The sequence below is a fragment of the Neorhizobium turbinariae genome (assembly GCF_023223505.1).
Lineage (GTDB): Bacteria > Pseudomonadota > Alphaproteobacteria > Rhizobiales > Rhizobiaceae > Neorhizobium > Neorhizobium turbinariae.
This window is the reverse complement of the sequence record NZ_JALPRY010000024.1, coordinates 20,232-44,418: the sequence shown is the minus strand read 5'-3', so window position 1 is coordinate 44,418 and position 24,187 is coordinate 20,232. Positions and strand designations below refer to the sequence as shown.

General features: G+C 62.4%; 30 protein-coding genes and 1 tRNA gene. 10 read left to right on the top strand and 21 right to left on the bottom strand.

The features are described 5' to 3' along the window. The first annotated feature begins 97 nt into the window (after nt 1-97). Entirely contained in the window at nt 98-673 is a 576-nt protein-coding gene (locus M0654_RS19360; RefSeq protein ID WP_248684481.1) for a transglycosylase SLT domain-containing protein, read from the top strand. Nucleotides 674-695: 22 nt separating this feature from the next. On the opposite strand, the gene M0654_RS19355 is transcribed toward M0654_RS19360, so the two are convergent. From M0654_RS19355 to galE, 5 genes are all read right to left on the bottom strand, one after another. Continuing rightward, nucleotides 696-1,310: an alpha/beta hydrolase gene (locus tag M0654_RS19355; RefSeq protein WP_248684480.1), complete on the bottom strand. Its 615-nt coding sequence runs from the start codon at nt 1,308-1,310 to the stop codon at nt 696-698. A 61-nt stretch (nt 1,311-1,371) separates the two neighbouring features. Further along, on the bottom strand, nt 1,372-2,301 hold the full coding sequence (locus M0654_RS19350; protein ID WP_248684479.1) for a VOC family protein: 930 nt from the start codon (nt 2,299-2,301) through the stop codon (nt 1,372-1,374). Nucleotides 2,302-2,444: 143 nt separating this feature from the next. After that, nucleotides 2,445-3,137: a uracil-DNA glycosylase gene (ung, locus tag M0654_RS19345; RefSeq protein WP_248684478.1), complete on the bottom strand. Its 693-nt coding sequence runs from the start codon at nt 3,135-3,137 to the stop codon at nt 2,445-2,447. 12 nt (nt 3,138-3,149) lie between these two features. Beyond that, nucleotides 3,150-3,545: a VOC family protein gene (locus M0654_RS19340; RefSeq protein WP_248684477.1), complete on the bottom strand. Its 396-nt coding sequence runs from the start codon at nt 3,543-3,545 to the stop codon at nt 3,150-3,152. Between the two features lie 11 nt (nt 3,546-3,556). Further along, a complete protein-coding gene (galE, locus tag M0654_RS19335; protein ID WP_248684476.1) occupies nt 3,557-4,546 on the bottom strand; it encodes a UDP-glucose 4-epimerase GalE in 990 nt (329 codons plus the stop codon). A gap of 186 nt (nt 4,547-4,732) precedes the next feature. Here galE and M0654_RS19330 point away from each other — a divergent pair, with 186 nt between their 5' ends. Then, nucleotides 4,733-5,089 carry a YbaN family protein gene (locus M0654_RS19330; protein ID WP_118850304.1) on the top strand — a complete coding sequence of 119 codons (357 nt, stop codon included), beginning with the start codon at nt 4,733-4,735 and terminating at the stop codon, nt 5,087-5,089. A gap of 45 nt (nt 5,090-5,134) precedes the next feature. Here M0654_RS19330 and M0654_RS19325 read toward each other — a convergent pair whose 3' ends face one another. Together M0654_RS19325 and M0654_RS19320 are read right to left on the bottom strand one after the other, a co-directional pair. Next, nucleotides 5,135-5,365 (bottom strand): hypothetical protein, encoded by a 231-nt coding sequence (locus tag M0654_RS19325; protein ID WP_248684475.1) that lies wholly within the window; start codon nt 5,363-5,365, stop codon nt 5,135-5,137. Between the two features lie 79 nt (nt 5,366-5,444). After that, on the bottom strand, nt 5,445-5,633 hold the full coding sequence (locus M0654_RS19320; protein WP_118850306.1) for a DUF3008 family protein: 189 nt from the start codon (nt 5,631-5,633) through the stop codon (nt 5,445-5,447). 148 nt (nt 5,634-5,781) lie between these two features. On the opposite strand from M0654_RS19320, the gene M0654_RS19315 reads away from it, so the two are divergent. The 3 genes from M0654_RS19315 (at nt 5,782) to M0654_RS19305 (ending at nt 7,762) form a co-directional block, all read left to right on the top strand. Continuing rightward, nucleotides 5,782-6,039 carry a hypothetical protein gene (locus tag M0654_RS19315; RefSeq protein WP_118850307.1) on the top strand — a complete coding sequence of 86 codons (258 nt, stop codon included), beginning with the start codon at nt 5,782-5,784 and terminating at the stop codon, nt 6,037-6,039. A 140-nt stretch (nt 6,040-6,179) separates the two neighbouring features. Further along, nucleotides 6,180-6,992: a nucleotidyltransferase family protein gene (locus M0654_RS19310; RefSeq protein WP_118850308.1), complete on the top strand. Its 813-nt coding sequence runs from the start codon at nt 6,180-6,182 to the stop codon at nt 6,990-6,992. An 83-nt stretch (nt 6,993-7,075) separates the two neighbouring features. Continuing rightward, complete coding sequence (locus tag M0654_RS19305; RefSeq protein ID WP_118851604.1) at nt 7,076-7,762, top strand: metallophosphoesterase family protein; 687 nt, start codon at nt 7,076-7,078, stop codon at nt 7,760-7,762. A 36-nt stretch (nt 7,763-7,798) separates the two neighbouring features. Here the strand turns inward: M0654_RS19305 and lpdA are convergent, their stop codons facing one another. Genes lpdA through M0654_RS19280 form a run of 5 tightly spaced genes read right to left on the bottom strand, consistent with a single transcriptional unit; the run spans nt 7,799 to nt 13,915 of the window. Beyond that, the gene (gene lpdA / locus M0654_RS19300; RefSeq protein WP_248684474.1) at nt 7,799-9,196 is read right to left on the bottom strand and encodes a dihydrolipoyl dehydrogenase; all 1,398 of its coding nucleotides are present in this window, start codon (nt 9,194-9,196) and stop codon (nt 7,799-7,801) included. A 2-nt stretch (nt 9,197-9,198) separates the two neighbouring features. After that, nucleotides 9,199-10,491 carry a dihydrolipoamide acetyltransferase family protein gene (locus M0654_RS19295; RefSeq protein ID WP_248684473.1) on the bottom strand — a complete coding sequence of 431 codons (1,293 nt, stop codon included), beginning with the start codon at nt 10,489-10,491 and terminating at the stop codon, nt 9,199-9,201. Between the two features lies 1 nt (nt 10,492). Next, nucleotides 10,493-11,506 (bottom strand): alpha-ketoacid dehydrogenase subunit beta, encoded by a 1,014-nt coding sequence (locus M0654_RS19290; protein WP_248684472.1) that lies wholly within the window; start codon nt 11,504-11,506, stop codon nt 10,493-10,495. Between the two features lie 2 nt (nt 11,507-11,508). Beyond that, entirely contained in the window at nt 11,509-12,741 is a 1,233-nt protein-coding gene (locus M0654_RS19285) for a thiamine pyrophosphate-dependent enzyme (RefSeq protein WP_248684471.1), read from the bottom strand. Between the two features lie 46 nt (nt 12,742-12,787). Next, nucleotides 12,788-13,915, bottom strand: coding sequence for an acyl-CoA dehydrogenase family protein (locus tag M0654_RS19280; protein ID WP_248684470.1), 1,128 nt, complete (start codon nt 13,913-13,915; stop codon nt 12,788-12,790). Nucleotides 13,916-14,100: 185 nt separating this feature from the next. Between M0654_RS19280 and treZ the strand changes: the two genes are divergently transcribed. From treZ to M0654_RS19260, 4 genes are all read left to right on the top strand, one after another. Continuing rightward, nucleotides 14,101-15,912 carry a malto-oligosyltrehalose trehalohydrolase gene (gene treZ, locus M0654_RS19275; RefSeq protein WP_248684469.1) on the top strand — a complete coding sequence of 604 codons (1,812 nt, stop codon included), beginning with the start codon at nt 14,101-14,103 and terminating at the stop codon, nt 15,910-15,912. Further along, nucleotides 15,909-18,434: a malto-oligosyltrehalose synthase gene (gene treY, locus M0654_RS19270; protein WP_248684468.1), complete on the top strand. Its 2,526-nt coding sequence runs from the start codon at nt 15,909-15,911 to the stop codon at nt 18,432-18,434. The genes treZ and treY overlap by 4 nt, the downstream gene beginning before the upstream one ends. A 332-nt stretch (nt 18,435-18,766) precedes the next feature. Then, nucleotides 18,767-20,092 carry an NAD(P)/FAD-dependent oxidoreductase gene (locus M0654_RS19265; RefSeq protein ID WP_248684467.1) on the top strand — a complete coding sequence of 442 codons (1,326 nt, stop codon included), beginning with the start codon at nt 18,767-18,769 and terminating at the stop codon, nt 20,090-20,092. Further along, nucleotides 20,089-20,373, top strand: a complete 285-nt coding sequence (locus M0654_RS19260; RefSeq protein ID WP_118850317.1) for a hypothetical protein — start codon at nt 20,089-20,091, stop codon at nt 20,371-20,373. The genes M0654_RS19265 and M0654_RS19260 overlap by 4 nt, the downstream gene beginning before the upstream one ends. Nucleotides 20,374-20,452: 79 nt before the next feature. Here M0654_RS19260 and M0654_RS19255 read toward each other — a convergent pair whose 3' ends face one another. From M0654_RS19255 to M0654_RS19230, 6 genes are all read right to left on the bottom strand, one after another. Continuing rightward, on the bottom strand, nt 20,453-20,701 hold the full coding sequence (locus M0654_RS19255) for a hypothetical protein (RefSeq protein WP_118850318.1): 249 nt from the start codon (nt 20,699-20,701) through the stop codon (nt 20,453-20,455). A gap of 81 nt (nt 20,702-20,782) precedes the next feature. Continuing rightward, nucleotides 20,783-21,214 carry a DUF983 domain-containing protein gene (locus M0654_RS19250; RefSeq protein WP_118850319.1) on the bottom strand — a complete coding sequence of 144 codons (432 nt, stop codon included), beginning with the start codon at nt 21,212-21,214 and terminating at the stop codon, nt 20,783-20,785. A 134-nt stretch (nt 21,215-21,348) separates the two neighbouring features. Beyond that, nucleotides 21,349-21,693 carry a hypothetical protein gene (locus M0654_RS19245; RefSeq protein ID WP_248684466.1) on the bottom strand — a complete coding sequence of 115 codons (345 nt, stop codon included), beginning with the start codon at nt 21,691-21,693 and terminating at the stop codon, nt 21,349-21,351. 148 nt (nt 21,694-21,841) lie between these two features. After that, nucleotides 21,842-21,918: transfer RNA gene (locus M0654_RS19240), tRNA-Arg, on the bottom strand. 135 nt (nt 21,919-22,053) lie between these two features. Next, on the bottom strand, nt 22,054-22,311 hold the full coding sequence (locus M0654_RS19235; RefSeq protein ID WP_118850320.1) for a DUF982 domain-containing protein: 258 nt from the start codon (nt 22,309-22,311) through the stop codon (nt 22,054-22,056). 87 nt (nt 22,312-22,398) lie between these two features. Continuing rightward, complete coding sequence (locus M0654_RS19230) at nt 22,399-22,608, bottom strand: hypothetical protein (protein WP_248684465.1); 210 nt, start codon at nt 22,606-22,608, stop codon at nt 22,399-22,401. 140 nt (nt 22,609-22,748) lie between these two features. Between M0654_RS19230 and M0654_RS19225 the strand changes: the two genes are divergently transcribed. Continuing rightward, nucleotides 22,749-23,282: a DUF4142 domain-containing protein gene (locus tag M0654_RS19225; RefSeq protein ID WP_248684464.1), complete on the top strand. Its 534-nt coding sequence runs from the start codon at nt 22,749-22,751 to the stop codon at nt 23,280-23,282. Between the two features lie 78 nt (nt 23,283-23,360). Here the strand turns inward: M0654_RS19225 and M0654_RS22800 are convergent, their stop codons facing one another. From M0654_RS22800 to M0654_RS19215, 3 genes are all read right to left on the bottom strand, one after another. Continuing rightward, entirely contained in the window at nt 23,361-23,492 is a 132-nt protein-coding gene (locus M0654_RS22800; protein ID WP_256371641.1) for a hypothetical protein, read from the bottom strand. A gap of 7 nt (nt 23,493-23,499) precedes the next feature. Continuing rightward, nucleotides 23,500-23,742: a hypothetical protein gene (locus M0654_RS19220; protein WP_248684463.1), complete on the bottom strand. Its 243-nt coding sequence runs from the start codon at nt 23,740-23,742 to the stop codon at nt 23,500-23,502. Between the two features lie 68 nt (nt 23,743-23,810). Then, on the bottom strand, nt 23,811-24,125 hold the full coding sequence (locus M0654_RS19215; protein WP_118851605.1) for a helix-turn-helix transcriptional regulator: 315 nt from the start codon (nt 24,123-24,125) through the stop codon (nt 23,811-23,813). Between the last annotated feature and the right edge of the window lie 62 nt (nt 24,126-24,187).

Here is a 24,187-nt window from a genome sequence, read left to right as displayed (position 1 = left end):
GAACATGCTGCATGGTGCCCAGGCCCACCTCCGCGATCTCTAAACTTTTCCTTAAATTTTACAGGTTATTAATCTCTGGAACACGAGAGACCGAGCGATGCGTATTGCGTTTTTCATCGCCCTTGTGGCAGTCACCCTCACCGCCTGTGCCTCCGCGCCGAGCCGTATCAACAACGCCTGCGCGATTTTCGAACAGCGAGGCGGGCTCTTCAACAATTGGGCACGGGATGCCAAGCGCGTGGAGCGCGAATACGGCGTGCCGGTACCGGTGCTGATGGCGACCATTTATGTCGAGTCGGGCTTCCAGCCCTATGCCAAGCCGAAGCGCAAATACATCCTCGGCATCATTCCGTGGGGACGCGTCTCGACGGCATACGGTTATGCGCAGGCGCTCGACGGCACCTGGAAGACCTACCAGAAGGATACCGGCCGCTGGAGCGCAAGCCGCAGCAATTTCGGCGACGCCATCCACTTCGTCGGCTGGTATCATAACCGCAGCAGCAGGGTGAACGGCATCGCGCCGAACGACAGCTACAACCTCTACCTCGCCTATTACGCGGGCCATAACGGTTACAAGCGCGGCCAGTTCACCTCGGCCATCCGTGGCGCGGCCCAGAAATCGGCCAGCATGGCGTCGCGTTACGAGGCTCAGCTCAGAGGCTGCGGATACTGACCCGCAGCCTGCTTTTCATGGTTCAGGCGCCGTAGGGCGCCAGGAATTTCTTGATGGCCTCGATCTCGTTCGGGCGGATCTCATGTCCGCCAGTGTGCCATTCGAGCGTCACTGTATCGCCCTGCCGCTTGAAGTAGTCGGACAGTTGCTCCGTCAGTTCGACGGGGCAGATCGGGTCGTGCTCGCCGGCCGTAATCAGCACATGCGCGTTCTCATCCACGGCCCGATCCTTCGGCGAGAACGGGATCAGCGGATGCATCAGCACGCCGGCTTCAAACAGGCCCGGCTTTTCGATCATGATGTTGGCGAGGATGTTGGCGCCGTTCGAAAAGCCAAGGCCGATCACCGTCGATGATTCATGCCGCTTGCGGTTGGCCTCCACAAAGTCGCTCATCCGCTCGGTAGCGCGCTGCAGGTCGTCGCAATCATAAACGCCTTCCGCCTTGCGCCGGAAAAAGCGTGCGGCACCATGCTCGGAAACATCGCCACGCGGTGAAACCACAGTGGCAGTCGGAAGCAGCCTGCCGCCGAAGTCGAAAAACTGGTTCTCGTCCCCACCGGTGCCGTGGAAGACGAAAAGGATCGGGGCGCCGGGCGCACCGGGCCGCACCCGGTGCACATAGCTATCGTAACTCATGGTTATTCTCCTGATGATCCGGAAGGAACAGCCGCTCCTTCCGGTTTCGTCTTCATCTGGTTCAAGCGAGCGGTTCGAGGTGTTGCTCGAGCGTCGCGCGAAGATGCGCGTGCTGCTTCGGAAGCTTCAGCGCTTCGCCGAGGTGAGCGGTATCCTCGTCGCGGTCGAAGCCCGGTTCATTGGTGGCGATCTCGAACAGGACGCCGCCGGGCGTGCGGAAATAGATGGCCCAGAAGTAGTCGCGGTCGATCACCGGCGTGACCTGGTATCCCGTATCCATCAGCGCCTTGCGCACTTCGAGCTGCTTTTCGCGGTTCTCGACCGCAAAAGCGATGTGATGGACCGAGCCGGCTCCTAGCCGCGCGCTGTTGATGTTCGGCATGGTTTCCACGTCGATGAAGTCCGCGCCATTGCCGCCCGGGATGCCGAAGCGGATCACGCCGTCCTTCGCGTCGACCTGTTCGTAGCCCATGAACTTCAGGAGTTCGGAGGTCGCGCCATCGTCGCGCAGACGCATGGAGGCGGAATGGAAGCCACGGATCGCTTCGTCCGCACCGACACCATTGCCGGTCCAGGGAGCGCGGTCATCGTCCTTCACCTCGACGAGCGCAAAACCATCGCCATCGGGTCCTGCAAAATGCAGGCGCTTTTCGCCGAAGGCTTCATCGGCCTTCAGCCCATCGGCGCCGGCCTTAGCCAGCCGGTCGCTCCAGTAGTCGAGCGAACCTTGCGGGACGGAGAAGACGGTCGTGCCCACTTCACCGGTGCCGGGACGGCCCTGGGCAATATGGGGAAACGGGAAATACGTCATCACCGAGCCGGGCGTGCCGACTTCGTCGCCGTAATACAGGTGGTAGACATCCGGCGCGTCGAAGTTGACGGTCTTCTTGACCCTGCGCAGGCCGAGCGTATCGGTGAAGAACCTGTTGTTGGTGCTGGCGCTTGCAGCCATCGACGTGACGTGGTGCAGGCCCTTGATCTGGGTAAGCATTTCAAACCCCTTTCTGGCCCAACTCCAATAGCTGAGCCAATGTTCTGGGGCATATTTGGTCCATGCCGTGCCGCTTGGATAGACGACGGCATCCGAACGCATCGTTCACTCGGCGTTGACGAAATTCATGACGCGTTCAACAACTACACGCTGTCAGGCAGCTTCCAATCGATAGGGTCCTTGCCGATCGAGCTCAGGTAGGCGTTGGTCTTGGAGAACGGCCGGGAACCCAGGAAGCCATTATGCGCCGACAGCGGCGATGGGTGCGCGGATTTCAGCACAAGGTGCCGCTCTGTATCTACGAAGGCGGCCTTCTTCTGGGCATAGGAGCCCCAGAGGATAAAGACGATCCCGTCGCATTCGTCGTTGACGGTGCGGATCACGGCATCGGTGAAGCGCTCCCAACCCTTGCCCTGGTGGGCAGCGGCGCGGCCTTCCTCCACGGTGAGCACGCTGTTTAGCAGGAGAACCCCCTGCTCTGCCCAGTGCTCAAGGAATCCGTGTCTGGCTGGAGGGATGCCGAGATCGGCCTCCATCTCCTTGTAGATGTTGACCAGCGACGGCGGAATGCGCACGCCCGGCTGCACGGAAAAGCACAGGCCATGCGCCTGCCCCTGCCCGTGATATGGGTCCTGCCCGAGGATCACCACCTTCACCTCGTCGAGCGGCGTCAGGTCGAGCGCCCGGAAATATTCCGCGCCCTTCGGGAAGATGCGCTTGCCCGCCTGCTTTTCGGCCAGCAGGAATTGTTTCAGCTGCGCCATGTAGGGCTCGCCGAACTCCTTCTCGAGCGCCTGCTTCCAGCTTTCCTCGAGCTTCACCCCATCGCCAGCCATCAGCCGCTCCTCTTACTGGAAGCGGCCGCCGCGCTGGATCACTTCCGTCTTGTAGCCATCCGGATCCGTCACGAAGAAGAACTTGGCAAATGGCTTGCCCCCACGCGGCATTTCCACCAGCTTGCCGACGATCAACCCCAGCTCTGTGAAGCGCTCGTATTCAGCCTCGACATCATCAACCGTCACGGCAAGGTGGCCGTAGCCATCACCAAGGTTGTAGGCTTCCGTGCGCCCGGCATTGACCGTCAGCTCCAGTTCGAAGCCCGTTTCCGGGTTGGACATGTAGATGAGCGTGAAGCCATCGAAGGGCACCCGGTCCGCAACCTTGAGGCCGAACGCCTTCTCGTAGAAGTCGACCGACCGTGCCTCTTCGAGCACGCGGATCATCGAATGGACCATCTTTGCCATGGTGTATTTCCTTACTGCAGTACGTGATTTGAACGGGAATGCCAGTCCCAGGCCGAACGAATGATGTCATGCAGCGTGTACTGCGGCTGCCAGCCGAGCACGGCCCTGGCCTTGTCATTGTTCGCGACCAGCGAGGTGGAGTCTCCTTCCCGCCGCCCGACATATTCCACCGGGAATGGCTTGCCGGAGACTTCCGAAATGGCGGCCAGCAGTTCCTTCACCGTGGTGCCGGTGCCGGTGCCGAGATTGAGTTCAACCGTATCGCCGCCGGCCAGCAGGTAATCGACGGCGCGCACATGCGCGTCGGCAAGGTCGAGGACGTGGATATAGTCGCGCACGCAGGTGCCGTCGCGCGTGTCATAGTCGTCGCCGAACACCTTGAAGCCCTGGCGCCGGCCAAGCGCCGCCTCGATGGCGAGCGGAATGGCGTGGGTTTCCGGCGTATGCCATTCGCCGATCCGGCCTTCGAAGTCGGCGCCGGCCGCGTTGAAGTAACGGAGCATCACCGACTTCAGGTCCTTGTAGGTGCCGTAGTCCTTGAGCGCCTGCTCGATGATAAACTTGGTGCGGCCATAGGGGTTGATCGGCTCCTGCTTGTGCGTCTCGTCCATCGGCACGCGATCCGGCAGGCCGTAGGTCGCGCAGGTGGAGGAGAAGACAAAGGCCTTCACGCCGGAATCGATCGCCGCCGACAGAAGCGTCAGCGCGCCGATGACATTGTTGTCGTAGAAGCCGACCGGGTTCTTGACTGACTCCCCGACCTCGATCAGCGCTGCGAAATGCAGCACCGCGTCCGGCTTATGCTTGGAGAAGACCTCGTCGAGACGTGCCCGGTCCCGGATGTCGCCTTCTTCCAGTTCGCCCCAGCGAACAAATTCGGCATGGCCATTGGAGAGGTTGTCGAAGACCACCGGCTCATATCCGCGCTCCGCCAGCACCAGGCATGTATGCGAGCCGATATAACCGGCCCCGCCAACGACAAGCACCTTCTTCTTCGACATCACCGCTCCTGCTTTTGGGAATTGCCGGCAATATACCCGCCGACAGGCAAATGGAAAGGGTGCCTTTCCGGCAGCCGTCCCGCGCACCAGATAAGGGCGGTGCGTCAGGTCCCAAGTTGAATCAATACATGAAGACGGGGCGCTTCAACTTGTTTATCCTGATGAAGATTTTCCCATAGGTCTTTCATGCGACTCATATTTTTGTGTCTAGGCTGGCTGTTCGTGGCGCTCGGCGTCATCGGCGCTTTCCTGCCGGTCATGCCGACAACACCCTTCTTGCTGCTCGCGGTTGCGTGTTTCGCGCGCTCCTCGCCGAAACTCGAAGCCTGGCTGATGAACCACCCGACCTTCGGCCCGCCACTGCGCGACTGGCGCGAACGTGGCGCCATTTCACCACGGGCCAAGATCACCGCCGTGTCGCTGATGGCAGTGAGCTATGCGATTTTCTGGTTCGGCACCGCGCCGCCACCCGGGCGCGCCCTCCTTGTCGCCGCGCTGATGATCGCACCTGCGGCCTTCATGCTGACCCGGCCTAACGCCTGATCCTGCACTGATGGTGGCGGCTCAAGAGCTGTCCGGCCCCCCTCCTCAGATGGCCGGAACCCACTTCCAGAACACGCCTTCCACCCGCTCCGGATAATATTTGAACTCGCATTCCAGCCGCTTGCCATAAGCTTCGGCGGCTTCGAGCGCTTCCTTGCTCACCGGGTTCATACCCGTGCCTGGCGCAAACCAGTCTTCGAGAAGATCTTCCGGCACATAAACGCCTGTCCTCAGCGGCATGGCCTTGAGCGTCTCGTCAAGCTCGTGTGGCGGCATGGTGCAATCTCCCTCCTATTTGCCCGCGGCGGCCGAACCCGTGCGCCCGTCTAGCGCAGAGCCTTCCCGACGCAGCCTGTCAGTGCTGCGCCACGTGCTCCGGCTTGCCCTTGCGCTTGGTCGACGCAAGCTCGTCGAGCTGCTTTTCGCTCATCGACTTTTCCATGCTCTTCGAGGCGCCCTTGAGGTCGCCCTTCTTGATGTCGCCGCGCTTGGCGGCGAGCGCTGCACCGGCGGCTTTCTGCTGTGCTTTCGATTTGGCTGGCATGTGATCCTCCTTGGGGTTGCCGGCGATTCAACACCCGGGCGGAAGCCTTGGTTCCCGCTCCGGATGGGAACCTCTGCGTCGACGGTGGGTTGTCAGCCAACGAGCCTCGTCGCCGACGAAGGCTCAAGCCAATCGAAAGGATACGCGTATGGACGCCGAACGCAAAACAAACCCCGATGGTGAGTCCGCTCGCTTCGAGCAGGAAGGCCGCGAACGTGCCGAGGATGCGCTTCACGCACAGGCCGACATGACAAATCTCGATGCCGTGAAGGAAGCCTCGCGGCTCGGCGGCGGCGACACCTACATCGTCGATGCCGACCTTGAAGACCTCGACGAGCGATCAGACACCGACCAGCCGGACGGTCGCCCGAGCCCCATGGCGAACGCCGACAATCCGGAGCGCTAAGCGACACGGTGACCTGAACAAGGCCCGCGGAACCACTTCGCGGGCTTTGGTGTTGCTGTCTCCATTGAGACACGGAGACATCGATGGACGCCGACATAACGCCCACCGGATCAGCAGCAACGGAACGCGGTTCCCACCCCATGGAACTGATGCCCGGCATCGAGGTGAAGGCCGCCCCGACGCTGGCCGACCCCGATTCCGAGGCCTTCGTGGCCGAAGCGATCGAGGAACTGGTCCGTTGCCACATCCCGTTCCTGCTTGCAGGCACGTTCGCGGTCAGCGCCTATACGGGCATCAGCCGCCCGACCAAGGATCTCGACATCTTCTGCAAGGCCGGCGACTACGCCCGCATCCTCGCCCACTTCAAGGAGCGCGGCTACGAGATCGAGGTCGAGGACGACCGCTGGCTCGGCAAGGTCAAGAAGGGCCGGCACTTCTTCGATGTCATCTTCGCGGGCTCGAACGGCACCATGCCGATCAGCGACGCCTGGTTTGAAAACGCCCGCCAGATCGAGATGAACGGCCACAAGGTGCGCATCATCGCGCCGACCGAACTCATCTGGTCAAAATGTTTTGTGCAGTTGCGCCACCGTTACGACGGCGGCGACATCGTCCACATGATCCTGCGCGCCCACGACCAGGTCGATTGGGAACGCCTTCTCAACCACATGGAAGTGCATTGGGAAGTGCTGCTGATCCACCTCCTGAACTTCCGGTGGATCTACCCCACGGAGCGCGACAAGGTGCCGGACTGGCTGCTCGACGAATTGCTCGACCGGCTGAAGGCACAGCGCGAACTGCCCTTGCCGCAAATGAAGATCTGCCGCGGCCGCATGTTCAGCCGCGTCGATTTCGAGATCGACGTGAAGGAATGGGGTTTTGCCGATGTTGGCGGCGAAGGCGAGCTTCGCGAAGGCATCGAACAGGAACGAGCAGAAGGAGGATCGGCGTGACAGATGCGTTCGACGCGAACCGGGAAATCGAAGAGCCGACAGCGCCGGCACCGAAAACCAACGGCACCGCACGCATTGCTGCCATGGGTGACCTCCACGTCAAGGAACATGGCACCGTTTCCTACAAGGAGTTGTTCAGCGAAATCTCGCAGGCTGCCGATATCCTCGTGCTGACCGGCGACCTCACGGACCTCGGCAAGGTTAAGGAAGCCGAATTGCTGGCCGCGGATCTCCGGTCCTGCTCGATCCCGATCGTTGGCGTGCTCGGCAACCACGACTACGAATGCGGCTGCGTCGATGAGGTGCGGACCATCATCAAGGATGCCGGCGTGCATCTGCTCGAAGGCCAGGCGGTCGAGATCAAGGGTGTCGGTTTTGCCGGCGTCAAGGGTTTCGCCGGCGGCTTCGGACGCCACATGCTTGGTTCCTTCGGCGAGCCGGCCATCAAGGCCATGGTGGCCGAAAGTGTGGAAGAAACCATGCGGCTTGAAAATGCGCTGAGGCAGGTCCGCTCGGAACGAGCCATGGTCGTCCTTCACTACGCGCCGATCCCGGAAACCGTCGAAGGCGAGCCCAAGGAAATCTATCCATTCCTCGGCTCATCCCGCCTTGCGGAAACCATCGATCGCTTCCCGGTCAAGGCCGTCGTACATGGCCACGCTCACCGGGGCCGCTACGAGGGCCGCACACCGGGCGGCGCACCCGTCTACAACGTCGCCTCGCATATCGAGAAACCGACCGGCAAACCCTACGCCCTGCTGGAGCTATGACCGCCGGCGCCGCAGCCACGTGACCCCGACAGGAGGCTAGATATGCAGCGCGTGGCCGAGCGCGTTCATTGCGGCCTCGGCAAGCCCTTCCGATTGCGTCGGGTGGGCATGGATCGTCCCGGCGATATCCTCGAGCCTTGCTCCCATCTCGAGCGCGAGCCCGAAGGCTGCCGAAAGCTCCGAAACGCCGGCACCCACCGCCTGGATGCCGAGCACGAGGTGGTTGTCGGCGCGCGCCACGATGCGTACGAACCCGTCGTCGGCCGAAAGGGTCATTGCGCGACCATTGGCGGTGAACGGGAACTGGCCGATCTTGATCCCGGTGCCGGAAGCGCGCGCCTCCTCCGGTAACAGCCCGACCGAAACGATCTCCGGATCGGTGAAGCAGACAGCCGGAATGGCGCGCCGGTCCCACGACCGGCGTTTGCCCGAGACGATTTCCGCCACCATCTCCCCTTGCGCCATCGCCCGATGCGCCAGCATTGGCTCGCCCGTGACGTCGCCGATGGCATAGATGCCGCGCATGGAGGTTCGGCACTGGTCGTCAACCTTCAGGAACGGGCCGATCATGTCGAGCTCCAGCTCTTCACGCCCCCAACCTTCGGTGACGGGACGCCGCCCGACGGTCACCAGTACCTTGTCCGCATTGATCCGCTTTTCCTCGCCCTCCGCCGTCTCGATGAGCAGGCTCTCGCCATTGCCGGATTGCCCCCTCACCTTCGTTTGCAGAAGAAGCTCGACGCCAAGCGCCGACAGCCGCTTTGCCACCGGCTGCGTGAGTTGCTTGTCGTAGAGCGGCAGCACACGATCGAGCGCCTCGATGATCGTCACCTTCGACCCCAGCTTGGCGAAAGCCGTCCCGAGTTCGAGCCCGATATAACCGCCCCCGACAACCGCAAGCGTTTTCGGCACCTCGCGCAGTGACAGCGCTTCGGTCGAGGAGATCACCTTGCCGCCGAACGGCAGCATCGGAAGCTCGACAGGCGCGGAACCTGTGGCGATGACGATCGCCTCGGCGCGGATGATCTGCTGCCCGGTCTCGGTCTCCACAACCACCGTCTTGCCATCCCGGAACTTCGCCCGCCCGACAACGATCTTGACGCCCGCCTTCTTGACTAGCCCGGCGACGCCGTTCGTCAGCCGCCCGACAATGCCGTCCTTCCAGGCAATGGTACGCGAGAGGTCGATCGCGGGGTTATCTGCACGGATGCCCATCGCGTTGTGGCCTGCGGCCATCTCGGAGGCGCGATGAAACTCGTCCGCCGCGTGGATGATGGCCTTCGAGGGGATACAGCCGATATTGAGGCAGGTGCCGCCGGCCTTCGTCATCTCGACGATCACCGTGTCGACACCCAACTGCCCCGCCCGGATTGCGCAGACATAACCGCCTGGCCCGGCGCCGATGACGAGAAGCTTGCAGTTGATCTCCTTCATGGTCACTCCTCGACAAAGATCAGCGCTGGCGTTTCGAGAAGCGTCTTCAGACGCTGCACGAAGACGGCCGCATCCCAGCCGTCGATCACGCGATGATCAAAGCTGGAGGAGAGGTTCATCATCTTGCGCGGCACGAACTGCGTCCCATCCCAATGCGGGCGGATGGCGAGCTTGTTGACGCCGACGATCGCGACCTCCGGATGGTTGATGACCGGCGTCGAAACGATGCCACCCATGGCACCGAGCGAGCTGATGGTGATCGTCGACCCGCTCAACTCCTCGCTCTGGGCAGTGCCGTTCTTCGCCGCGTCGGAGAGCCGCGCCACTTCGCGGGCGCAGTCGAAGATGTCGCGCGCTTCGGCATGCCGAACCACGGGCACGACAAGGCCTGCCGGTGTCTGCGCCGCTACCCCGATATGCACGGCCCCAAACTGGCGGATGACGCCAGCCTCATCATCGAAGTGCGCGTTGATGCCCGGCTGCTCGCCGATCGCCTTCACCATCGCCCGCATCAGGAAGGGCAGGATCGTCAGCTTCGGCCGGTCCTTGTTCTGCGCCCCGCCCGGCTGGGCATTGAGGCGGGCGCGCAGTTCCTCCAGCGCCGTCATGTCCACTTCCTCCACATAGGTGATGTGGGGGATGCGGGATTTCGCGAGCGCCATCTTCTGGGCGATCCGTCGTCTGAGGCCAACGACCTTCACCTCCTGGATGCTGGTATTGGGTTGCAGGCCGGCACCGACGGTCTTGCCACTGCCGCGCTCCAGGAAGGCGTCGAGATCCTCGTGGGTAATGCGCCCGGCGGGTCCGGTCGGCGTCACCTGCCGCAGGTCAATGCCAGCCTCGCGTGCGCGCAAACGGACGGCCGGCGAAGCCAGCGGCCTGTCGCCTTCGGCGCGAGGAGCAGCCGGCGCGCGTGGTTTTTCAACCGGCTTGGGCGGCGGCGGCGTTTCGACGGCTGCAGGTTCAGGCGCCATCCGCTCCTGCATCGGTTCCACTGCCACCGCGGGTTCAGGCTTGGACTCCGGCTCGTCATGTTCGTCCGGCGCGTCCTGGCCGGCTACCTTGATCTTCAGGATGACGGTGCCCGTGGCGATCACGTCGCCCACCTCGCCGTGCCGGAAGGTTACCTCGCCTTCCACCGGTGACGGAATCTCGACGGTGGCCTTGCCGGTCATGACGGCAGCAAGCACCATGTCCTCCTGCACGACATCGCCGACCTGGACATGCCATTCCACGAGTTCCGCTTCGGCAACGCCCTCGCCGACATCGGGAAGTTTGATGATCCGCTCTGCCATGTCAGGCCTCCATCATGTCGCGCAGGGCCTGGCCTACACGCGCGGGACCGGGGAAATAATCCCATTCCTGCGCATGCGGATAAGGCGTGTCCCAACCGGCCACCCGCATTACCGGCGCTTCGAGGTGGTAGAAGCAATGCTCCTGCACCAGCGCCACGAGCTCGGCCCCGAAGCCCGATGTCAGCGTCGCCTCATGCACCACCATGCAGCGGCCGGTCTTCTTCACCGAAGCGACGATGGTATCGAGGTCGAGCGGCAACAGGGTGCGCAGGTCGATCACCTCCGCATCGATGCCCGTTTCCTCCGCCGTCGCCTCCGCGACGTGAACCATGGTGCCATAGGCAAGCACCGTCACCGCTGACCCAGGGCGGCGCACCACCGCCTGGCCGAGAGCGATCGTGTAGTGGTCCGCCGGTACTTCGCCCAGCGGATGGCCCGCCCAGGACGTCACCGGGCGGTCGTGATGGCCATCGAAAGGCCCGTTGTAGAGCCGCTTCGGCTCCAGGAAGATCACCGGGTCAGGGTTCTCGATCGAGGAGATCAGCAGGCCCTTGGCATCATAAGGGTTGGACGGCACCACCACCTGCAACCCGCAGACATGCGTGAACAGCGCTTCCGGGCTCTGGCTGTGGGTCTGACCGCCGAAGATGCCGCCGCCGGTCGGCATGCGGATCGTGATGCCGCAGGAGAAGTCGCCGTTGGAGCGATATCGCAGGCGTGCAGCTTCCTGGGTGATCTGGTCATAGGCAGGGTACATGTAATCAGCGAACTGCACCTCGACGCAGGGCTTCAATCCATAAGCGGCCATGCCGATCGCCGTGCCGACGATTCCGGATTCGTTGATCGGCACGTCGAAGCAACGGGTCTTGCCATATTTCTGCTGGAGCCCCTGTGTGCAGCGGAACACGCCGCCGAAGTAACCCACGTCCTCACCGAACACGACCACGTCGTCGTCGCGTTCCATGGAAACATCGAGCGCGCTGCGAATGGCCTCGATCATCGTCATCCGCGGCATGCTTAGACTCCTGCCTTCTGGCGCTGGCGTTTCAGATGCGGCGGCATGGTCGCGTAGACGCCTTCGAACATGTCACGCATGGATGGGCGTCCGCCTGAATGGAGCGTGCCATGCGACTCCGCCTCCTTCTGCGCCGCGACGACCGTGTCGCGGATCTCGGCTTCCGTCTGCTTGTGGCGTTCCTCGCTCCAGGCGCCGATCCGGATCAGGTGGTTCTTCAGCCGGATCACCGGGTCGCCAAGCGGCCAGGCTTCCGATTCCTCCTTCGGCCGATAGGCGGAAGGGTCATCGGAGGTGGAATGGGCGCCGACACGATAGGTGACGTATTCGATGAGTGTCGGGCCAATATTGCGCCGTGCGCGTTCGGCCGCCCACTTGGCGACAGCATGGACAGCAAGATAGTCGTTGCCGTCGACCCGCAGCGACGGAAGACCGAAGCCCAGTCCGCGGGCAGCAAAGGTGCCGGAGCCGCCACGCGCGATCCCCTGGAAGGTGGAAATCGCCCATTGGTTGTTCACGACATTGAGGATCACCGGCGCCTTGTAGGTGGAGGCAAACACCAGCCCGGCATGAAAGTCCGATTCCGCGGTGGAGCCGTCGCCAATCCAGGCGGCGGCGATCTTCGTGTCGTTCTTGATGGCCGACGCCATCGCCCAGCCCACCGCCTGCACGAATTGCGTCCCGAGATTGCCGGAGATCGAGAAGAAGCCGTGGTCGCGCGCCGAATACATCACCGGCAGCTGGCGGCCTTTCAGCGGGTCGGCATCATTGGAAAAGATCTGGTTCATCATGTCGACCATCGGATAACCGCCAGCAATGAGCAGGCCAGCCTGTCGATAGGTCGGAAAGTTCATGTCACCCGGGCGAAGCGCCTTGCGGAATGCGCAGGAGACCGCCTCCTCGCCAAGATGCTGCATGTAGAAGGAGGTCTTGCCCTGGCGCTGCGCCATCAGCATGCGCTGGTCGAAGGCGCGCAGCAGCATCATGTGCCGCAGACCCTCCAGCAGTTCCTCGCTGGTCAGCGTCCCAGCCCAAGGACCGACCGCCTCGCCCTCCCGGTTCAGCACCCGGATGATCGAAAAGGCGAGGTCGCGGATGGTTTCCGGATCGGCATCCACATCCGGCCGCATGACGGATCCCGCCTTCGGGATCGGCACCCGGGAAAAGTCGGGCTTGCCGCCCGGCCGCACTTCCGGTTCGGGTACGTTGAGGCTGAGCCTTGTTTCGTCTGTCATCCGCTTCTCCTCCCAAAGAACCGATTTCAGCTGGTGCGATCTTCCCTCAGGCAAATCCGCGCGCGATGATGATTTTCTGGATGTCCGAGGTACCCTCGTAGATCTGGCAGACCCGGACATCGCGATAGATGCGCTCCACCGGGAAGTCGGTAATGTAGCCGTAGCCGCCGAGCGTCTGGATGGCGGCCGAGCAGACTTTCTCTGCCATTTCCGAGGCAAACAGCTTGGCGATGCAGGCTTCCGACAGGCAGGGCTCGCCGCGATCCTTCAGCCGCGCTGCATGCAGCACGAGCTGCCGGGCCGCCTCGATCTGGGTCTTGGCATCCGCCAGCCGGAAGGCGACCGCCTGGTGTTCGAGCAGCGTCTGGCCGAACGACCTGCGCTCACGGGCGTAGGTGAGCGCGACGTCGAACGCTGCCTGTGCCATGCCCACGCATTGCGCGGCGATGCCGATGCGGCCGGCTTCAAGGCCAGAAAGCGCGATCTTCAGCCCCGCCCCTTCCGCACCGATGCGCTGGCTCTCGGGGATCCGCAGGTTGTCGAACATCAGCGCCGCGGTGTCTGAAGCGCGCTGGCCGAGCTTGTCCTCGACCTTCGAGATCGAGAAGCCTGGAACATCGGTCGACGTAACAAACGCCGAAATGCCGCGCTTGCCCGCGGCAGGGTCGGTGACGGCAAAGATGATGACCGTACCGGCGATCTTGCCGGAGGTGATGAACATCTTCGAACCGTTGATGAGGTAGTCGCTGCCGTCGCGGGTCGCACGGGTGCGGATGGCCGCGGCATCCGATCCGGTATCGGCCTCGGTCAGTGCAAAGGCACCGATATGGCGACCTTCGGCGAGCGGCCGCAGGAACTGCTCCTTTTGCGCGTCGGAGGCGTGGGCGTTCAGAAGCGAACAAACCGGGGAGTTATGGACGCTGACGAGCGTTGACACCGCGCCGTCGCCTGCCGCAAGCTCCATCAGGGCGCTGGCATAGGCGACATAGGAGCAGCCGACGCCACCCCATTCCTCCGCGGTCCGCATGCCGAGGAAGCCAAGCTCCGCAAGCTGCCGCAGGACCTCCGGCTCGATCGCGTGGTTGCGATCACGCTCGGCGGCACCCGGCTGGAGCACCTCGCGCGAGAAGTCCGCAGCCGTTGAACGGATAAGCTCTTCCTCGTCAGTCAGCATGCCCAGATCTCCTCCCGAAACCGCCTGCATACAAGCTAAAACTAATGCTGAAGCGGCAGCCGCGCCACTGGTCTGGCTTGCGAAATGTTGTCCGGCCGCGCAATTTTCTTACCGGCGTCCAGGGTGATGGAACTACAATCCTGCACCGGCGTTTGCAGGTCTCTTTCAATGAGGGGCTGGTTGATATGCCGGATACGAATGGCGTTGCGGAATTTCGCGCTTTCCCGAAGAGCTGGGGCGCCGAATATGTTGCGGCCGGAGAGGTGCGGTTCAGGCTGTGGGCGCCGGGACAGGAGAAGGTCACGCTGCGCCTGAACGGCGAAGACACCGAGATGACCCGCGACGATGAGGGCTGGTTCGAGCTGCTGGCGACCGGCGTCACCCCGGGTGCCGAGTACAATTACGTGCTGGCGGACGGCATGGTCGTGCCCGATCCCGCGTCGCGGGCGCAGAAGCAGGACGTCAACGGCCCGTCGCTGGTCATCGACCCGACAAGCTATGACTGGCAGGACGCCGACTGGAAGGGCCGGCCCTGGGAAGAAACCGTCGTCTACGAGATGCATGTCGGCACCTTCACGCCGGAGGGCACCTTCCAGGCAGCAATCGAAAAGCTGCCCTACCTCGTTGATCTCGGCATCACCATGATCGAGGTCCTGCCTGTCTCACAATTTGGCGGCAACCGCGGCTGGGGTTACGATGGAGTGCTACTTTATGCGCCGCATTCGGCCTATGGTACGCCGGAGGACTTCAAAGCCTTTGTCGATGCCGCCCACGGCCACGGTCTTTCCGTCGTGCTTGATATCGTGCTGAACCACTTTGGCCCGGAAGGAAACTACCTGCCGCTTTTGGCGCCGGACTTCTTCCACAAGGAGCGCCAGACGCCCTGGGGTGCGGCCATTGCCTATGACGTCGATGCCGTGCGCCGTTATATCGGCGAAGCGCCGCTTTACTGGCTGGAGGAATACCATCTCGATGGACTGCGCTTCGACGCAATCGACCAGATCGAGGACGTGTCGGACAAGCACATCCTGATCGAGATCGCCGAGCGCATCCGCGCCGAGATCACCAGCCGGCCAATCCATCTCACCACCGAAGACAGCCGCAACGTCACCTTCCTGCATCCGCGCGAGGAGGATGGCTCCGTGCCGCTCTTCACCGGCGAATGGAACGACGACTTCCACAATGCCGCGCATGTCTTTGCGACCGGCGAGACGCACGCCTATTACAAGGACTTCGCCAAGCAGCCGGAAAAGCTGGTCGCCCGCATCCTGAGCGAAGGTTTTGCTTATCAGGGCGAGGTGTCGCCGCAAACCGGCGAGAAGCGGGGCGTCAACAGCACCGGCCAGCCGCCGGTTGCCTTCGTCGATTTCATCCAGAACCATGACCAGGTCGGCAACCGCGCCCATGGCGACCGGCTGATCTCGCTCGCCGGCGTCGAGCGGACGAAGGTGCTGCTCGCGACGCTGCTGTTTTCGCCGCATATCCCTCTGCTGTTCATGGGCGAAGAATACGGCGAGACGAACCCCTTCCTGTTCTTCACCGATTTCCACGGCGATCTCGCCAAGGCGGTGCGCGAAGGCCGGGCGAAGGAATTCGAAGGCCATGCTGGCCACGAGGGCGAGAGCGTGCCCGACCCCAACGCGAAGAAGACCTTCGAGGCTTCAAAGCTGGACTGGAACAAGCTCACCTCGAAGGACGGCAAGGACTGGCTCGCATTCACCAGGGAACTGCTTTCCCTGCGCCAGCAGCATGTCGTGCCGCTCCTCGCAACCGCCGGCGGCAACAGCGGCAAGGTCTTGAAGACCGATGACGGTTTCGTCGCGGTCTCCTGGAGATTCCCCAAGGGCACGCTGTCGATCGCACTCAACATTGGCGAGAAGGCGCAGCCTGTTCCGGACATGCCCGGCCAACCGATCTTCAGCTGGCCGGCAAAGGCGCAGGATCTGCAGCCGAATTCGATCCTCGTGACCCTTGATGCCGCCGGAGACGCCGCATGATCCCGACAGCCACCTACCGCATCCAGTTCCGCAACGGCATGACCTTCGATCGTGCCGCCGCCCTGGTGCCCTATCTGAAGCGTCTCGGCATCAGCCATCTGTATGCCTCGCCGATCTTCACGGCCACCAGCGGCTCGACCCACGGGTATGACGTGACCGATGCCAACGAGATCGACGCGGTGCTCGGCGGTCGCGAAGGCTTTGACCACATGGTGCGGGTCCTGAAGGCCGAAGGGCTCGGGCTCATCCTCGACATCGTCCCGAACCACATGGCCGCCTCGCTGGAAAACCCGTGGTGGCGCGATGTGGTGGAAAACGGCCAGGACAGCCGATATGCCCGCCACTTCGACATCGACTGGTCGCGCCGCCTCACCCTTCCCTTCCTCGGCGATACCTTTGAGACGGTGCTGGAAGCTGGCGACATTTCGGTCAAGGCTGACCCGAAGACGGGCAAGCCGGCGCTGGCTTATTTCAAGACCTTCTATCCGCTGAACCCGGCGACGTATGCCGGCCGCGAGCAGGAGGTCATCACGGATAAGGCGGCGGTTGACAGCCTGCATGACCAGCAACCCTACCGGCTGATGTCCTGGCGCGACGCCAAGCGCGACCTGTCCTACCGGCGCTTCTTCGAAATCACCGGCCTTGCCGGCGTGCGGGTGGAAGACGCGCAGGTGTTTGACGACACTCACCGCCTGATCCTGGAGCTTGTCCGCAACGGAGCGGTCGATGGGCTGCGCGTCGACCACGTCGATGGGCTCGCCGATCCCAAAGCCTATCTCGAAAGGCTGCGACAGGAAGCCGGGCCCGACTGCTACATCACGGTCGAAAAGATCCTCGGCGAAGGCGAGCATATCGCGTCCGACTGGCCGATCTCCGGCACCACCGGCTACGAATTTATTGCCGCACTCAGCGACGCGCTCGTCGAGGGCAACAAGCTGGACGGCTTGCGGGCCGCCTACGAGACTGTCGTCGGCGCCCCTGTTGACATGGCCGGGGAGCTTCGCGCTGCGAAGCTCCTGATGGCAGACAACAACTTCCAGGGCGAGGTCAGCACGCTGCTGAAGCTTGCCATGCAGATCGGCGAGACGGAGGAAGGACCTCAGATCTCCGAAGCATCGGTAAGGTCGGCGCTGCGCGAACTGCTGGTCAGCTTTCCCGTTTACCGCACCTACGGCACTGAAACCGGCCTGCCGCCGGAAGGCAAGCACATGCTCGACAAGGTGCTGCACGACATCCGTGGCGGCCAGCATGCGCCCGATGAAGCATCCCTCGCCTTCCTTGCGCGCATCCTCCGTGGCGAGGTCACTCCCGCCTCAGCAGAGCAGGCTGCGCTTTTCCGCACCCGCTTCCAGCAACTGACCGGCCCGCTGATGGCAAAGTCGGTGGAGGACACGCTGTTCTTCCGCCAGCACATGGCGCTGGCGCTGAACGAAGTGGGTGCCGAACCGCTGCCGCGCCAATTCTCGCTCGCCCGCTTCCACGAGGAGATGAAGACGCGACTGGAAAAACAGCCCGACGCACTGTCGGGCACCTCGACCCACGACACCAAGCGCGGTGAGGATGCGCGCGCCCGACTTTACGTGCTGACCGAAGCGCCGCAGCTTTGGGCTGAGGCGGTTACCCGTTGGCGGCACATCAACGAGGCATCCGTGCAGACGCTTGAGGATGGCCCTGCCCCGGAACCGGCCGTTGAGTGGATGCTCTACCAGGCGCTGGCCGGTGTCTGGCCGGCCGATCTCCAGGCATCAGACGCCGAAGGTCTAAAGGCGCTTGAGGAGCGGTTCACCGCCTATGTCGAGAAGGCCATCCGCGAAGCGAAACTTCGCACCAACTGGGGCGACAGCAACGAGGCTTATGAAGAAGCGGTGCTCGGGTACGCCCGCCAACTGCTATCGCCGGAGAACAGCGTCTTCCTCCAGGATTTCACCGATACGCTGAAGCCCATCATTCGCGCCGGGCTCGTCAACAGCGTCACGCAGACGATCATCAAGCTGACGGCACCGGGCGTGCCTGACATCTACCAGGGCAGCGAAAGCCTCGACTTGAGCCTCGTTGACCCGGACAATCGCAGGGAACCCGATTTCGACCTGTTGCAACAGCGGCTGCCGGAACGCAAGAAGCCGACCTCGGCGGACGAGGAGGATTGGCAGAGCGGTCGGCTGAAACAGCAGGTCATCGCAATGCTGCTTCACCTGCGGCAGGAAGCGCCGTCCTTGTTCTGCGCTGGCGACTATGTCCCGATTGAAGCGCAGGGAAAGCGTGGCGAGAATATCATTGCCTTTGCGCGCGCCGATGAAGATGACGCCTTGATCGTCATCACCCCGCGGCTTGTTTTCAACGCGCTGCATCCGGGCCTCACCGCGCAGGATCGGTGGGCGGAAACGGAAATTGCCCTGCCGCCGAACCTCGCGAACCGCCGTTACCGCGACCTCTGCACCGGCAAGACGATCGACCCCAAGGAACGCATCGCCGTGAACTGGATCTTTGCCGACCATCCGTTCGCCTTGCTCGTGGCGCAGTGACGCCACGGCACCAAGGGAAAAGGGCGCCGCTCCCAACCGGAGCAGCGCCCTTTTTGATTCTCTTCCGGAACTTGAAGTTCCAGATCTTTTCCAAATGAAATCAAGCGAATCCGACAAGATTTAAAACTGCGATAACGATGACGACTGCGCCAACCAACCAAACGATGCTGTTCATTATCTTCTCCTTTTGATGTCGTGGGTGGGAACGTCGTGCCGTTTAAAAAGTTCCGCTGTTCAAGCCTCTGCATGGGCCGCACCATGCCCGGGAACAATTGTGGACGTCTGCTTGTTGAACCGGGTTCGATGAATGGGTTTCAAGATCGGGGGCTGAAGTGGCCGGAGCGGATCCACATCACGACGTTCAACCGTCCCAAGTCAGGCACCGCGTCGTTATCGTCGGTGCGGGTTTTGGTGGCCTTGCCGTGGCGCGTGCTCTCGGCAATAGCGCGATTGACGTCACGGTGATTGACCGGCGCAACCACAATCTCTTCCAGCCCCTGCTCTACCAGGTCGCGACCGCGGCGCTCTCGCCCGCCGATATCTCCGAACCTATCCGCCGCACACTCGGTCGCTTCCGCAACATCGACGTGAAGCTTGCCGAGGTCACTGGCGTCGATCCGACAGCCAAGGTGGTGAAGCTCGGGGATGGGGCCGAGATCGGTTATGACCGGCTCGTGCTCGCCACCGGCTCGGACTACAACTATTTCGGTCACGATGAGTGGCGGGCCTGGGCGCCGGGTTTGAAAACCATCCACGAGGCGCGCCTCATCCGCCAGCGGCTGCTGCTCGCCTTCGAAAAAGCCGAGCTTTCCCAGGATCCGGAAGAAAAGAAGGCGCTGCTGACGAGCGTCATCATCGGCGGCGGCCCGACCGGCGTCGAAATGGCCGGCGCCATCGCGGAACTTGGCCGCTTCATGATCACCCGCGATTTCCGGAAACTGGAGCCGGATCATCTTCGCGTCATCCTGATCGAGGCGGGGCCGAGAATCCTCGCCGCCTTTCCGGAAAACCTCACCCGATGGGCGCGCAGCTCGCTTGAGAAAGCTGGCGTCGAGGTGATGACCAACGTTCCGGTCGAAGACGTACGCCGCGGCGAAATTGTTGCGGGCGGCAAGGTCATCCGCACCGGCTGCGTCATCTGGGGCGCCGGCGTCAAAGCTTCCCCTGCCGCTAACTGGCTCGGCATCGAGGGCGGGCCGGCCAGCCGCATCAAGGTCAACCCGGACCTTTCGATCCCCGAACTTCCCGATATCTATGCGATCGGCGATACCTCGGCGGCGTTTGGGGAGGACGGCAAGCTCCTGCCGGCGCTGGCGCAGGTGGCAAAGCAGCAGGGTGAATATCTCGGCAACGCGCTGCGGCACGAGATCTTGGAGGGGAAAAAGCCGGCCCCCTTCCGTTTCCACAACCGCGGCAATACCGCCGTCATCGGCCGCAATGCCGCAATCTTCGACTTCGGCCGGTGGACGCTGAAGGGCCGCCTTGCCTGGCTCCTGTGGGCGCTCATCCACGTCTACCTGCTCGTCAACTTCGAAAAACGGCTCCTCGTCAGCATCCAGTGGATCTGGCGTTACCTCACCCGCCAGCGCGGCGCGCGCATCATTGATGAGAACGCCGCAGCCGCCATCCCCTCTTCGACAGAAAGGACCGAGACATGAACACCGCCAATCCGCAGCTCGAAGGCCTCTATCTTGCCGTCGCAGCGATCAACCGTCTTCTTGTGAACAAGGGCGTCACGACAAACGAGGAGATCCAGGAGGCCCTGCAGGTGGTGGAAAAGAAGGTGCTGGCGGATGACAACCCGCTGCATGTCTCGCCCTCGCACCAGAAGGCGGTCGCCTTCCCGATCCGCGTCCTGCTGCTCGCCAACGAGGCCCACCAGCACGGCACCCCCTTCTGTTTCGAAGACCTGGCACGCGAGGTGGGGCGGCGCACCTGATCGCCCACGCATCAACAGCGGCCAAAGAAAAAGGCGCGGGCGATACCGCGCCTTCATTCGTTCTCCGGGAGCGTGCTTGTCAGGCTCCGGGCGTCACCATGCCGTCGCCGCCGCGCAGCCGCTTTAACTGCTTGACGATGCGAAGCGAACTGGAAACGCGCACGGCCGACTGTTCCGAACCCTTGGCGAGAACGCGCAGCATGTCTTCCGCCTCGTCCGCGGAGATCGTGCCGCGGGCCGCCAAGCCATCGATCAGCATCAGCATGGCCCCCTCCACGGCGAGCGTTCGCCGGCGCATTTCCTGTTCAATTTCGCTGGGTTCGGACATCGTCTGCTCCTTGAATTCACATCACACGAATGAATTCGGCAGGAGAAGGTTCCTGACCTTGCGATGCGCGGGAGCCGAGCCTCAGGATCCGGATTCAGCGTCCGCCGGGGCGGGCTTGGGCGCCGGCGTATGGTCGCCGCGGTCGATCTTGCCCTGCTCGGCCTTGTAGTAATACTGGCTGGCGACGAGCCAGCCCTTCAGCGGCCTCAACGGCAGGATGCATGTCGCAAGCAGGAACGGCAGCGAGATCAACAGATGCACCCAGAACGGCGGCTGGTAGACGACTTCCAGCCACACCCCGAGGGCGACGCTTGGAATGCAGGCAAAACAGATCACGAAGAAGGCCGGGCCGTCTGCCGGGTCCGCGAAGGAATAATCGAGATCGCAAACCTCGCATTTCGTCCGCAGCGTCAGGAAGCCGTTGAACAGGTGGCCTTGCCCGCAGCGGGGGCAGCGCCCCTTGACGCCTGTGCTATAGGGCGAAAGCGGCGCCCAGTTTGCTTCATAAGCCATGACATTTGCCTTTCGTAACTACGTGCCCGAGCGATAGGGCTGAACCCGGTGCCGCCGCAAGCTGTTCCCTTGCCGCGCGTCAATCTGCCTCGCCTATGCCAGGAAAGAGGGAAAGGGCAAGCCCGCAGGTCGCGTCACGCCAGCGGTTGCAGACCCTCCGGGTCAACCGCCCGATCGGAGGACGCCGGCGACGTGCCGCCGTGTCGCGCGATGCAAACTTCGAGCGCCTGGACCACCGCCTGCAGGAAAGACTGCACGCGGCTTTCGGTCGCCTTCGCCGCCGCCTGCGCGACCGTGGTGCGGATGCGTGCCATGAAACCGAGATGATCGAAGCGATCGGCGGCGACATTCACTTCGACCTCATCGATAAAATGCGCCAGGAGCGGCTCGAGCGCGAGGTTCGGGTCCTTTCCGTACTGGTTCGCCATCTGCTGAGCGAGCTTGCCCATCTGCACATAGGGGCCGCATTCAGCGCTCATTCCAATTCTCCTCCCGATCATCACATCAAGGATCAAGGTAGGGTGCGGTTGCCGCCGGTGCAAATTGATTGTGCAGGAGTGGGGAAAGGAGGTCTGGGCTTGGGCGAGCCAAAGGCTTGATCTTCAACAAACTTACTGCTTCGAAGAATGGCGCACCCGACAGGATTCGAACCTGTGACCTTTGGAATCGGAATCCAACACTCTATCCAGCTGAGCTACGGGTGCTTGCCTGGAACCGGAGACTCGCTCACCGGTGGCTGGTTCTTAAACCAGCCCGCGGCGCGCATCAATCAAAATCTTGGGCGCCCCGCCAAACGAGGCCCCATGCACTGGAAAGCGCCGTAGCAGCAGGCTGCCGCATCAGTCGAGCACCTTGGCTTCGATGCAGGCCATGATGAAGGCTTCACGCGATGCCTCGCAGGAGGTCTTGCCTGCCATGGCGAGGCTGCAGCGCTGCTTGGCGAGGTGGTAGGCTTCACCGTAGACGGGCGGCCAGCGGTACAGAAGCTGGTTGAGCGCCTCCCGAGGGCTTCGGATCGCTTCCGGCACTTCATGACCGATGCGGACGTAAACGGGAGTAAGCCAGCGAGTGTCGCTGGCGCGCATTTGCATGTTCATTTCGATTGCCCCAAAAATTCGAAGCAAGAAACTGCGAATGCCTCAAAAGGTTGCTATCCGCACAAACTTTATGTACTTCCTGATGTGTTAATCCTCGCCATCCATTGCAAGGGCAGTCGCAAGGAACCCAAGCGCGAAGGTGGACGCGATACCATAGATCATCAGCCAGGCGGCAAGGCCGCCGGCCGGCATCGGGTAATCTTTCAGGGGGCCAACGATCAGGGCGAGCGCACAAGCGCAGCCGATCGCAAATCCGGTCGCAAGGCGCAGGATGATGTAGCGGATCAGTGGCGGCATGGCGATGCTCCGGTGCGTGGTGCTCCAACCGGCCGCAGGAAGGGGAAGTTCCCCTCCGCCAGATTATCCTTCGTTATTTCGGGAACTTCTCCTCACCCTCGCGGTTCCAGTCGCATCAACCCGAACGGAGAAAGCCTCTCATGAAGAAGATTACATTGGCCGCTGCCCTTTTGATGAGCGCAAGTGCTGCGTTTGCCCAATCGGCAACGGAAAAGACCGGCGTCAACTCCGCACTGGGCGTCGCCCCGTCGACCGAGGATTTCGTCATGCAGGCTTCGGCCAGCGACATGTTCGAGATCGAGTCCAGCAAGCTGGCGGTGCAGATGTCGGAAGACGAAGCCACGAAGAAATTCGCCCAGCAGATGATCACCGACCATGAAAAGACCAGCGCCGAGCTGAAGGAGCTGATTTCCAGCGGCAAGGTGAAGGCCACCCCGGCGACTGCTCTTCCGGACGAGATGAAGGAAGACCTCGATGAGCTTGCCAAGCTCAAGGGCGCCGAGTTCACGGAAGAATACCATGACGCCCAGGTGGATGCGCATGAAGAAGCCGTCGACCTCTTCACCCGCTATTCCAAGGAAGGTGAAAATGCCGACCTGAAGGCATGGGCCGCCAAGACGCTTCCAGCCCTGGAGCATCACTACAAGATGGCCCAGGACATGGACAAGGATTGATCCGGCACAACCGGATCGACGAAGGAAAAGCCCCGCCGGAAGCGGGGCTTTTTCGTTTTTGAGTTGATGAACTTGGCGTCATCCCTGCTCGGGCGAGGTTGCCGGTGGCGGTGATACATCCGTCGGCTGGCTCGGGCCGCGCATCAGGAACGCGGCCGCGAACAAGAGGACGATGATCACCAGCACCGCGATCATTCCGTTCTTGATCATCCGGTTCTTACCGGTCCCGATCAGTGTCGCCATTCTGGAAGATGCGGCGATCGGCATCCTGTGCCGGCGGATCGAACTTTTCGACCGGCTGCACCGCATCGCCCACGGATGCAGCACCAGACGCTTTTTCGACGCTCGGTTTGGACGACGCCTTCAGTTCCTCGTCGCTTCCGATCGGCGCCACATGCTCGTTCTTGATATCGAGCGCCCCGCCCTTGCTCTTCCCGTCACTCGCAGCTTGATTTGCCATCTGTTGTCTCCTGTTTGCGTGACAAAACAGATGGCAGGCGCTCGAAGTTCCGATATTTTAGCCGAGACTCATGAAGAGGACTGGCCGGGCGCCTTGCAGCAGATTCCGATATTGCCGCTCTCGGCAGTGATGAAGACAACGCCGTGATCCTCGAAGGCGAGCCGCATCTGCGCTTCGGTTGCCCGGTGCACGTCATGCCGGTTGCCTTCGTAGTCGCGGATCGTGCTACGGGAAATGCCGGAGCGGTCGGCAAGATCGGCCTGCGTCCAGTCCAGGAAGCCTCGCGCTGCCCGGCACAAAGCCGGCGTCAGAATCTTCGGATGTTCTGCTTGACCCATCGTCGATTGTTGCCCATATTGGTCAATATCAGTCATATAAGTGATTTTCAGAAGTTTTGCTAGAGGTGTTTCTGATGACGGAAACGGCCTTGGGCGCGGGAGAGGTC

Excerpts from the sequence above, each read along its gene's own strand:
- M0654_RS19260 (WP_118850317.1), top strand. The coding sequence starts at position 20,089 with ATGAACACCGCCAATCCGCAGCTCGAAGGCCTCTATCTTGCCGTCGCA.
- M0654_RS19220 (WP_248684463.1), bottom strand. The coding sequence starts at position 23,742 with ATGGCAAATCAAGCTGCGAGTGACGGGAAGAGCAAGGGCGGGGCGCTC.
- M0654_RS19355 (WP_248684480.1), bottom strand. The coding sequence starts at position 1,310 with ATGAGTTACGATAGCTATGTGCACCGGGTGCGGCCCGGTGCGCCCGGC.
- M0654_RS19250 (WP_118850319.1), bottom strand. The coding sequence starts at position 21,214 with ATGGCTTATGAAGCAAACTGGGCGCCGCTTTCGCCCTATAGCACAGGC.
- M0654_RS19230 (WP_248684465.1), bottom strand. The coding sequence starts at position 22,608 with ATGCCGCCACTGATCCGCTACATCATCCTGCGCCTTGCGACCGGATTT.
- M0654_RS19290 (WP_248684472.1), bottom strand. The coding sequence starts at position 11,506 with ATGCCGCGGATGACGATGATCGAGGCCATTCGCAGCGCGCTCGATGTT.
- M0654_RS19295 (WP_248684473.1), bottom strand. The coding sequence starts at position 10,491 with ATGGCAGAGCGGATCATCAAACTTCCCGATGTCGGCGAGGGCGTTGCC.
- lpdA (WP_248684474.1), bottom strand. The coding sequence starts at position 9,196 with ATGAAGGAGATCAACTGCAAGCTTCTCGTCATCGGCGCCGGGCCAGGC.
- M0654_RS19360 (WP_248684481.1), top strand. The coding sequence starts at position 98 with ATGCGTATTGCGTTTTTCATCGCCCTTGTGGCAGTCACCCTCACCGCC.
- M0654_RS19285 (WP_248684471.1), bottom strand. The coding sequence starts at position 12,741 with ATGACAGACGAAACAAGGCTCAGCCTCAACGTACCCGAACCGGAAGTG.
- M0654_RS19315 (WP_118850307.1), top strand. The coding sequence starts at position 5,782 with ATGGACGCCGAACGCAAAACAAACCCCGATGGTGAGTCCGCTCGCTTC.
- treZ (WP_248684469.1), top strand. The coding sequence starts at position 14,101 with ATGCCGGATACGAATGGCGTTGCGGAATTTCGCGCTTTCCCGAAGAGC.
- M0654_RS19305 (WP_118851604.1), top strand. The coding sequence starts at position 7,076 with ATGGGTGACCTCCACGTCAAGGAACATGGCACCGTTTCCTACAAGGAG.
- M0654_RS19255 (WP_118850318.1), bottom strand. The coding sequence starts at position 20,701 with ATGTCCGAACCCAGCGAAATTGAACAGGAAATGCGCCGGCGAACGCTC.
- galE (WP_248684476.1), bottom strand. The coding sequence starts at position 4,546 with ATGTCGAAGAAGAAGGTGCTTGTCGTTGGCGGGGCCGGTTATATCGGC.
- M0654_RS22800 (WP_256371641.1), bottom strand. The coding sequence starts at position 23,492 with ATGATCAAGAACGGAATGATCGCGGTGCTGGTGATCATCGTCCTCTTG.
- M0654_RS19350 (WP_248684479.1), bottom strand. The coding sequence starts at position 2,301 with ATGCTTACCCAGATCAAGGGCCTGCACCACGTCACGTCGATGGCTGCA.
- M0654_RS19235 (WP_118850320.1), bottom strand. The coding sequence starts at position 22,311 with ATGAACATGCAAATGCGCGCCAGCGACACTCGCTGGCTTACTCCCGTT.
- M0654_RS19330 (WP_118850304.1), top strand. The coding sequence starts at position 4,733 with ATGCGACTCATATTTTTGTGTCTAGGCTGGCTGTTCGTGGCGCTCGGC.
- M0654_RS19245 (WP_248684466.1), bottom strand. The coding sequence starts at position 21,693 with ATGAGCGCTGAATGCGGCCCCTATGTGCAGATGGGCAAGCTCGCTCAG.
- M0654_RS19325 (WP_248684475.1), bottom strand. The coding sequence starts at position 5,365 with ATGCCGCCACACGAGCTTGACGAGACGCTCAAGGCCATGCCGCTGAGG.
- M0654_RS19280 (WP_248684470.1), bottom strand. The coding sequence starts at position 13,915 with ATGCTGACTGACGAGGAAGAGCTTATCCGTTCAACGGCTGCGGACTTC.
- M0654_RS19340 (WP_248684477.1), bottom strand. The coding sequence starts at position 3,545 with ATGGCAAAGATGGTCCATTCGATGATCCGCGTGCTCGAAGAGGCACGG.
- treY (WP_248684468.1), top strand. The coding sequence starts at position 15,909 with ATGATCCCGACAGCCACCTACCGCATCCAGTTCCGCAACGGCATGACC.
- M0654_RS19310 (WP_118850308.1), top strand. The coding sequence starts at position 6,180 with ATGGAACTGATGCCCGGCATCGAGGTGAAGGCCGCCCCGACGCTGGCC.
- ung (WP_248684478.1), bottom strand. The coding sequence starts at position 3,137 with ATGGCTGGCGATGGGGTGAAGCTCGAGGAAAGCTGGAAGCAGGCGCTC.
- M0654_RS19320 (WP_118850306.1), bottom strand. The coding sequence starts at position 5,633 with ATGCCAGCCAAATCGAAAGCACAGCAGAAAGCCGCCGGTGCAGCGCTC.
- M0654_RS19225 (WP_248684464.1), top strand. The coding sequence starts at position 22,749 with ATGAAGAAGATTACATTGGCCGCTGCCCTTTTGATGAGCGCAAGTGCT.